Genomic DNA, 12,463 nt, shown 5'->3' on the forward strand with positions numbered 1-12,463 from the left:
CAATTGTCCTGTGCTGTGTTCTATTCAGCTTTTCCTGTAAAAAAACTGACAGCACAGGTCTTCCCACGGATCAAGGCTCATCCTCAAAGCCCGAAAAGACGGCAGACCAAAAAAAGTACACCAACGTTTATAATGGAGTAAATTACTCTTCAGATCACCCGTATAATGTAAACATTATATATTTTTTACCAACGGACGTGCCGCTTGACAGTACTTATAAAAAGAGATTAAGCGCAGTATTGCTATGGGGACAGAATTTTTATAAGGAAAATATGGTATCCAATGGCTATGGTCCAAAAACATTTGGGTTATTAACAGAAACTGCAAATCCCCAGAATGTTCAGATACTATTGGTACGTGGCCAGCATCCTTTGAGTTCGTACCCTTCAGGTAATTCCATCGAAGGAGTTGAAGTAAACGCTTTTAAGACCGAAAACCCAACGCTTATTACAAGTTCGCACACTTTGATAATCACCGCTATACCAACCTCTAAAAGCCCTGGTGTTCCTTTTTATGGCACAGGACGGACCTGTTATGCATTAGATTACCCGCAGTTCGATCTCAAATATTTAGGGCCAAGTACCGGGCCGTTAAGCGATGATTTCATCAGTTGGTTTGGAGGTATGATGCATGAGTTGGGGCATGCATTGAATTTGCCACATAGCCATCAGACAAATACAGAGAACAATAATCCGAAACTGGGAACGAATCTTATGGCGGATGGGAATTATACCTTAGGACGTAAACCCACATTTATCAACCGTGCAGGCAGTTCTATCTTAAACAATTGTCAGGCATTTGCCGATGCTCCGGGCAATACCTATTATAATGGACACAATAGTGGCCTTACCAGTATCCGTGCTGTCTATAGTAGTGGTAACCTTACTGTTTCAGGTACTTACGCAAGTGATATGGAGGTAACTGATATAAATGTCTATCAAGACCCACATGCTACCCCGAGCGAAGGTTATGATCGGGTTGCATGGTCAGTAAAACCCGGTGCAGGCAACAGTTTCACGGTAACTATGCCTGTGAGTGAATTAAAAAACATCAATGGTCCATATACCCTGGAAGTTGCACTGGTATTGAAAAATGGCGAGAATGCTCAAAGTAATTATGGGTATACTTATAGCAACGGTGTACCGACTATAAATATTGATTTTGATGAAAATAAGTCGTGTGATATACTTTTAGATTGGACTTTAGCCAATATTGGGACTAATATAAACCCGGGTAACATTTGCTACACAGCTGCTACAAACGATTTCAAAATTAAAAGTTTTGCTTCTGGCCTGGGAGACCCCACCGATAATTTTCCTTTTCTTTATCAAACTTTAACAGGAAACGGACAAATTGTAGCAAGAGTGAAATCGGTGTCAACCAACTACAACTATTTAGGCGGTATAATGATCAGGAATACACTATCTTCAAATAGCGCCTATGTATGTCTGAGCTCCCTGGATACACGTGGTGTATTTGCCAAATACAGAACTTCGGATGCAGGAAATTCCAGCTACAGGCCGGTTACCAGTTTGGTATCACCAATGTGGCTAAAACTTGTTCGGGTAGGTAATTTGGTTACTTCATATTATTCCAGTGATAAAATTACATGGACCAAATACTATGATTATCAATTCACATCCCTTAACAGTACAATTTATCTGGGATTGGCCGCATCGGGTAGTTTTTGTGCTACCGATATAGATGATGTAACTATCTCAAAAATGTAGATGTTAAATCATGTCATCTGATGCCTTTCGATCGGTTTAACACGTATAAATCAGTTGTAGGTCAAGATGTTCTTGGTCGGATGGAGTCAATGCTTTCTGATTTGTCTAGGGAGCTATAATTTGTATAGGCGATTGATAAAAATGGGCCGCTGGATTTTTGCAGCGGCCCGTTTTTATTTTGTGGTAGTATTCAGTATGGGCTGGCTGAATGCTTTCTTTCCCTCCTCTGTCCCAAGCTTGGGCACAGTAGAAGAATATATCTTTCCGTTTTTGAGTACAAACAGTGTTGGGTAGCCCGTAGATCAGGTTGTCCCGGATCAAGAGGTGTCTGGTGCCCAGTCCTGCGGTAAACAGGTTAAACGACAAGCTATGGCAGGGTGAGACAGCCGGCCTAATGTTTCGCTCTAAGGTGATCGTCCATTTAGTTTAAAGATGGTCATTCGGCCTGTTTTAAATGTTTTTAAGACTCAGCAAAGCGGTATACGCCTGTATGCAAACTACTCTGTTTAAACGTGTTCTTTCGCTTAAAATTAACTTGATTGCAACACAAGGTCAGCTAATCTCAAGATGTTGAGTATCTATTCCCAAGGTGAAAAAAAGTTAGGGTATTTAAAGGTATCACCGGTTTCAACGAAATATAAATTACATGTGATAAAATAATATATTTGACATAAAATAACCAAACATAAATGCAAAAAACACTTTTACCCTAAGCTGTTTATGAATTTAAACGACATACAAATTCTTGAAAAACTTAAAGGAAATGATCCTATTGGATACAAGCAATTATTTGATAGGTATTATATGCCGTTATGCACCTATAGTTTAAAATTTTGTGATTCGTTTGAGTTGGCCGAAGATATTGTTCAGGATTTATTTGTGAAGTTTTGGGATGAAAAGTTATACTTGAAAATCGATAATCTCATAGGACCCTACCTGTTTAAGTCTGTAAAGAACAATACCCTACAGGTTGTTAAAAAGGAATCCAGGCATCAATTTAACGATATCGAAGATTTTGTCAATAATTTAGTGGAGGAGGATCAGTTGGATTTTGCCACTTTAGAGGAAGAAAAAAAGAAACTATTTGAACAAGTAGAGTCCTTGCCCGAAAAGAGCAAAGAAGTTTTTAAAGCCATTGTGTTACGAAATATGAAATATAAAGAGGTTGCACTACACCTTGATATTTCTGTTAATACAGTAAAAACACATTATGCAAGAGCCTTAAAACAACTCCGTTATAAACTTAATATAATCGTAATGTTAATGTTGGTTTAAAAAAAAGTAAATTTTTTGTCACCCATTTTTGATCTTTAGTTATATATAAGGAAAGATCAAAAATCAATGAGTAAAATAAACGCCCATATTCTAAAACTTATTTCTTTATATACCACCAAAGAACTAAGTGAAGCTGAATTTGACGAATTAAAGAATTGGTTAAATGAAGCGCCTGGAAATGAAGTTCTGTTTAAGGACTTGTTGTTCCTTTATAAAAAATCCAGACAAATATCATTTGCCGATTATGTTGATAAGGATAAAGCTTGGAATAAAATTATTTCCAGGCTAGAAAACCCTTTGATGCAAGTCGTTGAAAAAAAGGAGTCTAAAGTGTTTTCTATGCGGAATCRTTGGTTCAAGTATGCAGCTGCAGCCATTGTAGTTGGAATATTAACAACAACCTATCTCTTTAGATCTAATTTATTTACCAAGCCTATAGATGCCACTCCAACCCTAGTAAATGCTAATATTGAAGCTGGAACCGACAAAGCAACATTAACTTTAGAAGACGGTTCTGTAGTCGTATTAAAAAAAGGAAAAACTTTTCATAGACAAAACGCAACTAGCAACGGTAAGGACATTGTTTACCAGGATACTGAAAAAGACCCAACGAAAATTGCATACAACTACCTAACCATACCCAGGGGAGGACAATTCTCCATTAAATTATCGGATGGGACACAAGTATGGTTGAATTCTGAAACCAAATTAAAATTTCCTGTTGCTTTCGTTGAAGGAGAACTACGTCAAGTGGAACTCGTATATGGTGAAGCATATTTTGAGGTTTCTCCAAGTACAGCACATAAAGGTGCTAGGTTCAAAGTTTTTAATAAATCGCAAGAGGTAGAAGTTGTAGGTACGGAATTTAACATTAAAGCATATAAAGATGAAGCCAATGTTTATACAACATTGGTTAAGGGCAAAGTAGATGTAAGTGCCCAGAATAAAAAGCAAAGACTAATTCCAAATCAACAATTAAATCTAGATCTAAAATCTAAAACTTTAATTGTTAGTACGATCGATGTTTATGATGAGATAGCTTGGAAGGAAGGCATTTTTAGCTTCAGAAAAAAATCTTTAGAGGAGATAATGAAGGTACTATCTCGATGGTATGATTTGGATGTCCAGTTTGCTAACCCTGAACTTAAAAAGACCGGATTCAATGGTATTATAGGTAAAGATCAAAAGATAGAGGAAGTTTTAGAAACTATTAAAGGGTATGGAATTATTAAAGATTATAAAATAACAGGCAAAACTATGATTTTGAAATAAAATAGCTAAAAAAGGGAACGAAGTCAAACATTTAGCGGTGCGTCGACTTCGTCCCTTTACAAGTGTATCAATTAAACCAAATATTCAACTAACACAATGCAAAATTATGAAATTTAAATTAACCAAAGGTCATTCGTTATTTCGRAAACGAATATTATCCACTATTATGAGAACATTCATTTTCTTATTAAGTATAGCACTTTTTAGTTTCACAACTAAAAATTCATTTTCTCAAGAGAAAGTGATGATTGATGCTGATAAAATTGTACCGGTAGACGAAGTTTTTAATATTATCCAAAAACAGACTAAGTATCGTTTTATCTATCCACAGGAGTTGTTTTCGAATATTCCAAAGGTAAAATTGAAAAAGGGGGCAATCGAAGTGTCGAAATTATTGGAACAGACCTTAGGCAGTAATTTTAATTTCAAATTATCTAATGATAACAGAATTGTAATTAAAGAAAACAGCGCACCAGATAATTTGAAAAATATTAAGGGGCAGAAACACCATGTGTCGGGAAAGATAACAGATCTCTCTGGTCAACCATTGTTTGGTGCTAGTATTCTGGAAAAAGGAACTAGCAATGGTGTCAAGGCAGATGTTGCCGGATTTTTTTCAATGGATGTGAAAAATGAAAGCGCGATTCTTGTCATATCTTTTATAGGATTCGATACTGAGGAAGTTAAAGCTACTACCGGGGCAGTCCAAATTACCTTAACACCTTCGTTTAATAGCTTAGAGTCGATTGTGGTAACCGGATATGGTACCGTTAAAAAGAAAGATGTTACGGGTTCACTATCTAGTGCCCCTATTGATGATATGTTAAAAGCGCCAGTTGCCAATATTGCAGACGCACTTCAAGGAAGACTTGCTGGTGTAGCTGTTAGTTCTCCTGATGGTCAACCAGGTTCTGTACCCAATATTGTTATTCGAGGCAATAATTCGATTTCTCAAAGCAGCTCTCCTTTATATGTTATTGATGGTTTTCCTATTGAAGATGCTAGTCTGGGATCATTAAACCCAAGTGATATTGAATCGATGGATGTACTTAAGGATGCTTCTGCTACCGCGATTTATGGAGCCAGGGGGGCCAATGGCGTTGTGATCATCACTACAAAAAAAGGCAAAGCCGGCCTCCCGGTTATTAGCTTTGGTATAAGTTATGGTCAGCAAAAAATGTTAAAAAAAATGGATTTGCTTAGTCCTTATGATTACGTTGTGTACCAAAAGGAAAAAGATGTGCTTAGTAATAACTTATATGTAAACCCTATTACCGGTGTCAGAGGGCCCGGCACTATTGCAGATTCGACCTACCTGAAATATGCTACACTTGATAGCTACAAGAACATACCAGGTATTGATCTGCAAGATCAAATGTTCGTTACCGCCCCTTTCCATAATTATGATCTTTCTGTAAGTGGAGGTAATAAAGACACCAAATATGCAATATCAGGAAACTTGTTTGATGTGGATGGAATTATGATCAACTCAGGGTATAGCAGAAAACAGGGCCGTGTTGTACTGGACCAAAATATAAACGATAAATTTAAAGTTGGTATCAACGCCAACTATAGCAATCTTGGTACCCGTGGTGGCTCGCCCAGTTCCACTAGCGTCACCAACCGAAACTCGGCGTATGCACCCATGTTTGGCATTTGGGGTGCCCGGCCTGTGGCGCCGATTGGCGCGTCGGGAAGTGTGAACGAAGACTTGAGTAACGATATATATGACCCACAATTAATCGTCAACGGATCTAATCCTTTGCTCTTAAATCCGGTTATCAACCAACAACATATGGTACGCACAAGTTCAGCCAATATTCTGGCTGCCAATGCTTACGCCGAATATCGTATTTTACCATCGCTTACCCTGCGTGTAACCGGGGGCATATCAACCAACAGCACAAAAATTATAGCGTTTAATGATACGCTTACTAACCAAGGTAATCCAAGGCAGTCAGCGAACGGGCCAAACGGGTCAATCATAAATACTGCAAGTAATTCATGGGTGAACGAAAACATGYTCACCTATAGTAAAACATTTAATGGTGGGCATTCGCTTACTGTAAACGGTATTGTATCAGAACAAGTGGGTAGTACATCAAGCGACGGTGAGGCTGCCAATCATTTACCCAATGCATCATTAGGTGTAAATGGATTAGATGAAGGCACTCCTGTAAGCGTAACAGCTTCCTATTCAGATTGGGCCTTGAACTCGTTCACCGGGAGGGTGAATTATGATTATAAAAAGAAATACTTTTTTACTGGTACCTACCGCGCGGATGGCTCGTCACGCTTTACGCCAGAGAACAGATGGGCATATTTTCCATCAGGGGCCTTTAAATGGCGTTTCAGTGACGAACAATTTTTAAAAGGAAATAAAATTCTTTCCGACGGAAGCCTGAGAATAAGTTATGGTTTAACCGGAAATAACAGACTGAGCGATTATGCCTTTTTAACACCAGTAAAAATTAATTTAAGTGGGGCTGTCTTTAACAATACAATTGTCGCTTCGGCCTCACCAACTACGATGGCCAATCCTAATTTAAAATGGGAAACAACATCACAGGTTAATATTGGTACCGATCTTTCTTTCTTTAAGAACAGGCTTAGCTTTACTGCTGACGTGTACAGAAAAAAAACGTATGATTTATTGTTAAACGCAGCACTTCCGCCAACATCAGGCTATAGTACTGTTTATAAAAATGTTGGTAGTGTTCAAAATCAAGGTTTAGAGTTGAGTTTGAATGGTACGGTTCTACAAAGCAAAGATTTTACCTGGACAGCTAACTTTAATATATCCTGGAACCAGAGTAAAGTACTTGCTCTGGCAGAAAATCAGGACGCATTGATGACTGCTACTTATTTTGATCTTCAATATGCTTCGTCTCCGTCTTATATCGCAAAAATAGGACAGCCATTAGGTCAAATGTATGGTTATGTTTTTGATGGTTTATACCAAACAAGCGATTTTAATTACCTTCCGGGCTTTAATCCTTCTGCGGTACTTCCGGGTTCAGGTTCACATTATATATTAAAAGATAACGTACCAACCAACGGAACTGCAAGAACGGGTATACAGCCTGGAGATATTAAGTACAAGGATCTTAATGGCGACGGTGTTATTAATGCTACAGATCAAACCGTTATTGGTAGGGGCTTACCGGTTGGTAGCGGCGGATTTGGCAATAACTTTAAATACAAAAATTTCGATCTCAATTTATTTTTCCAATTCAGCTACGGTAACGATATCCAGAATGCGAACAGGATTTTGTTTGATGGCAATGGCAATGGTAATAACCAATATTTAAACTTGTTTTCTAGTTATACTAACCGATGGACACCTACCAATACAAATACAACAAATTTCAGGATAGGTGGACAAGGGCCTGTAGGTTATTACTCGAGTAGGACCATAGAAGATGGCTCATATTTGAGATTAAAGACCGTACAATTAGGTTACAGTCTTTCTGATAACTTATCGAAAAAGATCGGTATAAAAACCTTAAAGTTCTATGTTTCTGGACAAAACATTTTTACCTGGACAAAATACTCAGGCCCAGATCCCGAGATCAGCACATTCAATAGTGCATTAACTCCAGGATTTGATTATTCAGGTTACCCAAGGGCAAGAACGCTTACCATGGGAGCAAATATTTTATTTTAATATTTAAAGAAATTGATATGAAAAGTTTATTAGTTATATCTTTCGGTAGTTGGTATAAAAAGTCGATTAAATATACCACTGTCCAAACCAGAGCATTGTTTTTATTATTGCTGTCATTGCCAATAGTATTAGGTTCTTGTAGCAAAGCATTGGACAGGAGCCCAACTGATTTTGTGCAGGTAAGTGAGTTTTATAAATCTAAAACCGATCTGATAAGCGCATTAGCCGCGGTTTACTCTCCGTTAGCTACTAATGCCATGTATGGCGAGTTTATCGGGATACAATCTCAAGGGTGTACCGAGGAAGGCGCTTATAGTGGTGGTGTGCTTGGAAATGCTTTTTCTTTCCACAATAATATTGACTATACCAATCCCAAGCTAAATGCTTATTGGGTAGCATGTTATAAAGGTATTGAAAATGCTAACCTGCTAATTGCCAATCAAAAAAATGCTACAAATGTTGATGCAACTACTTTAAATGAAATTGTAGGCGAAGCTAAATTTTTAAGGGCTTGGTATCATTTTTTATTGGTGCAAAATTTTGGTGATATCCCGCTAAAACTCACGCCATCCACTGATCCTAATAATGTAAGTATTCCGCGGACCCCATCAAAAGAGGTATATGCACAAATTATAAAAGATATGACAGAAGCTGAAGCGGTATTGTATCTTCCTAATCATCCAGAATTAGCAGGTGCATCTAGTCGGGTATCAAAAACAACAGCTCAAGGCATACTAGCAAGGGTTTGTCTTTTTATGGCAGGCTACCCAATAAATGATCATTCGCAATATGCTAATGCGTTAATGTGGGCTAAAAAAGTACAAACAACAGGTGCTGGCATACACCGTTTAACCACTATGGCGGATACCGTTGCTAACGTAACGAACTTAGTAGGCATGAAATTGAGTTACCCGGCTATCAATGGTAACCCTGCATATAGCAATAACGGCTATGCACAGGTATTTGTTTGGGAAGCGCAGGGTATTTACAACGTAAAAGAAACCATGTGGGAGGCCGATACACGAGACCAAACTTATGGCAGTGTACAAGTATACGGTTATATCGGCAGTCAGCTGGGCATCAACAATCCTGGTGATTATGCAATAGGTAGGTGTGTTAGTACACTTAATTGCCAGCAATATTTATATAACATGTACGGGGCTGGCGATCTGCGCAGGGACTGGAATATTTCGCCTTATACCTATACCGGCACGGTTACCTCAACTGTCCGCACATTTTATATTGGCACTCCGGGCACTACAGCACAACTTCTGTACTCAAGGCAGCCAGGTAAGTTCAGAAGGGAGTATGAGCCCGTTAGTGGTGGCAATGCTAATAAGAACCAGTGGGAAACTGCTGTCAAATTCCCATTGTTGAGGTACTCTGATGTTTTATTGATGCTGGCCGAAGCAGAGTTCATGGTAAACGGACCTACCCCAACCGCACTAAATGCCATTAATCAAGTTCGCAGGAGGGGGTATGGACTTGATCCGAATACACCAAGCGCAGTTGCTGACTTTACAAGCATTACCTTGAATGATATTCAAAACGAAAGAGTGAGAGAATTAGCATTTGAAGCATTAAGAGCAAATGACCTGAGGCGTTGGGGGATCTATCTGCAAAGAGCGCAGGAGGTTCTTAATTTTAACAATACTTCAGGCTTTCCTACCGGCAATAGAACTGTAGCCAACCAAGGCTTTATCAATACGATTGCAGGAGGCAACAAATTTTTGTTTTGGGGTATACCATCTTCAGAGATTCTTGTTAATAAAGCAATAACTCAAAACCCTGGATGGTAATTAATTATAATCTAAATTTTATAAAAATGAAACTTAAAAATATATTAATGCCTGTTGCAATTGTATTGCTGTTTGCTTCTTGCAAAAAAGATTTGCAACCAAGAGATTTGGACTTCGATGTGGTAAGCGAGAATAGTGCCAAACAACCTACACTCACTTTTAAAGTAACCGATACCGTACATTTTGTTTTTTCCGGTAACCCTGATCATATCACTTTTTATTCTGGCGAGATAGGACGTAAGTATGCAAATGTTAATCGGGTATCTGATACTAGTTCAAACAATGTGCGAACCCTTTCCTTTTCTACCGCGTTAAATACAGCAGGTACAGGAAGTTTAAAGTTACTAATTGCGACTAAATTTCCCAAAATCGCCAATATTAATGCTACAGATTCCTTAAGCATTCTCGATACATATCCAACAAATTGGACAGATATTACCAGTAGGGCTGCACTTGCAACCAATGCAACAGTTAAGGCATCAGGGGCAGTAAATCTTGCTGACTACGCAAAGGCTGGAGAACCAGTTTATCTGGCTTTCAGGTATAGAGCTGAAGCTGGTGTAGTACAACCTAGATGGACTATTACTAATATTAACCTGACTCATAAAACAGCCGATACAACTTACATCATTAATACCTCTGCGCTATCTTTACCTACTGCATTTCCAGCCTTTACCGAAAGCCATGGGTGGGTTCCTATTAATGTTGCTAATAAGTTGATCAAATTCACCTCTTTTGGAGTTACTGGGAATACAAACGCAGCTACTGCTGTTGCTACCGAGAACTGGATGATAACAGGTCCCATAGATTTATCAAGAGTCTTGCCAGATGCTGGGGTAGTTATAAAAGACATGACCAGTAATGCGTCTACTACCATTTATGGTGGTCCAGTACCTTCTACTTTTGCAAATTATGCCTATAAGTTTAAAAATCGAGGAACTTATAATGTAACATTTTTTGCTTCTACAAGTACTGCAGACAAACAGGTTAGTAAGATCAAAACACTTACACTTACCATTAATTAAATTTTAGTTAAGGCTCCAGATGTATTTTAATATATCTGGAGCTTTTTATTCATTTTGAAGCAAATAGTAGGTCTCGATTATTCATAGGGGCGATCTATGCCCATACTATTTGGCTGGATAACAACACAATTCATAGAAGAAGACATAAAAAAGCATGAAAAAATATTTAGCAATATTAATTATTTTACTCTGTCTTGTGAGCGTTAAATTGCTGGGTCAAAATGACAACACCAATAAAAAAATCATTGCCGATAGAACTATAAAAGTTGATTACAATAAATCGGTGGGAAAGCTCAATACAATGTTCAAAGAATGTATTGGGGCAGGAAGGGCCAATGAGGGATTGCGGGCAGACTGGCAGCAACAATTAACTTTAGTAAAAAAAGAATGTGATTTTAAATACATTCGGATGCATGGCTTGTTGACTGATGACATGGGGGTTTACCGTGAAGATAAAAAAGGAAATCCTGAATACAATTACCAATATATAGACGCCTTGTTTGATTTTCTGTTGAGCATAAAGGTGAAACCTTTTGTAGAACTGGGATTCATGCCTTCTGCATTGGCTAGCGGAAACCAGACCATTTTTTGGTGGAAAGGAAATATAACGCCCCCGAAAGATTATAAAAAATGGGAAGACCTCATCCGTAACCTAACGCAACATTTTACAGAACGCTATGGTGCCGATGAGGTAAAGACATGGTATTTTGAGGTTTGGAATGAGCCCAATTTGGAAAATATTTTTTGGAAGGGAAATAGAGAGGAATATTTTAAATTATATGATTATTCGGCAAGGGCTATCAAGAGCGTAAATTCAGCTTTTAAAGTGGGAGGACCCGGAACTGCTGGTGCAGCTTGGGTGCCGGAAACCATAGCATTTTGTAAGGAGAACAATGTTCCGATAGATTTCATATCAACACATACCTACGGGACCAAAAGTGGCTTTGTGGATGAGTTTGGGACCAAGGGCCACATTTTGAGTAAAGACGAAGAAAGTGTAAGCAGATATGTGATTAATTCCCGCAAGCAAATTACAAGTTCGGCAAAGCCAAACCTTGAACTGCATTATACCGAATGGAGTACATCACCAACTCCAACCGACCCCATTCATGACAGTTACCATTCAGCCGCCTTTATTCTTCAAAAACTGAAGAAAGTGGGCAATGCGGCAAATTCCATGTCCTACTGGGTCTTTACCGATATCTTTGAGGAGGCTGGCCCTAGATTTACACCTTTTCACGGTGGCTTCGGATTGTTGAATACGCAGGGGATCAAGAAACCAGCTTATTTCTCCTATTCTTTCTTGAACAAATTAGGCACAATTGAACTTGAAAATACAGACACAGAATCCTGGGCAACTAAAAATGTAAAAGGAGATGTGCAACTGCTATTTTGGGATTATACGAATACGCATCCCGGCGATTCGGTTAATAACCAGCAATATTATAACAGAGATCTTCCATCCAAATCAAAAGGAACGGTTAGGATTGAAGTAGCTGGCCTCCAAAAGGGGAAGTATACTTTGGAGATATACAAAGTCGGATATAAGGTGAATGACGTTTACACAGACTATTTAGGGATGAATAAACCGCATGACCTGAGTAAAGAACAAGTAAATACCTTGAAACAAAGGAATAATGGTGCGCCAATTACCACAGAGAAAATAACCATTGGTTCAAAGGGGAAGTATAGCAA

Annotated in this window: 8 protein-coding genes; all 8 read left to right on the forward strand. The window is 38.4% G+C overall.

Annotated elements, in window-relative coordinates:
• Positions 1–1,730: DUF1349 domain-containing protein (locus AC1DND_RS05810; protein ID WP_477579848.1), on the forward strand; the 1,730-nt coding region annotated here is incomplete at its 5' end.
• A gap of 141 nt (positions 1,731–1,871) precedes the next feature.
• Positions 1,872–2,024, forward strand: a complete 153-nt coding sequence (locus tag AC1DND_RS05815) for a hypothetical protein (RefSeq protein WP_477579850.1) — start codon at positions 1,872–1,874, stop codon at positions 2,022–2,024.
• Positions 2,025–2,450: 426 nt separating this feature from the next.
• A complete protein-coding gene (locus tag AC1DND_RS05820) occupies positions 2,451–3,005 on the forward strand; it encodes an RNA polymerase sigma factor (RefSeq protein ID WP_477579852.1) in 555 nt (184 codons plus the stop codon).
• A 66-nt stretch (positions 3,006–3,071) separates the two neighbouring features.
• On the forward strand, positions 3,072–4,277 hold the full coding sequence (locus AC1DND_RS05825; protein WP_477579854.1) for a FecR family protein: 1,206 nt from the start codon (positions 3,072–3,074) through the stop codon (positions 4,275–4,277).
• Positions 4,278–4,443: 166 nt separating this feature from the next.
• Positions 4,444–7,944, forward strand: coding sequence for a SusC/RagA family TonB-linked outer membrane protein (locus AC1DND_RS05830; RefSeq protein WP_477579856.1), 3,501 nt, complete (start codon positions 4,444–4,446; stop codon positions 7,942–7,944).
• A 17-nt stretch (positions 7,945–7,961) separates the two neighbouring features.
• Positions 7,962–9,743: a RagB/SusD family nutrient uptake outer membrane protein gene (locus AC1DND_RS05835; protein WP_477579857.1), complete on the forward strand. Its 1,782-nt coding sequence runs from the start codon at positions 7,962–7,964 to the stop codon at positions 9,741–9,743.
• A 26-nt stretch (positions 9,744–9,769) separates the two neighbouring features.
• Positions 9,770–10,768, forward strand: coding sequence for a DUF5017 domain-containing protein (locus AC1DND_RS05840; protein WP_477579859.1), 999 nt, complete (start codon positions 9,770–9,772; stop codon positions 10,766–10,768).
• 154 nt (positions 10,769–10,922) lie between these two features.
• A partial coding sequence (locus AC1DND_RS05845; protein ID WP_477579861.1) for a GH39 family glycosyl hydrolase occupies positions 10,923–12,463 on the forward strand: 1,541 nt, incomplete at its 3' end.

It is taken from the genome of Pedobacter sp. 01N416, assembly GCF_056399685.1.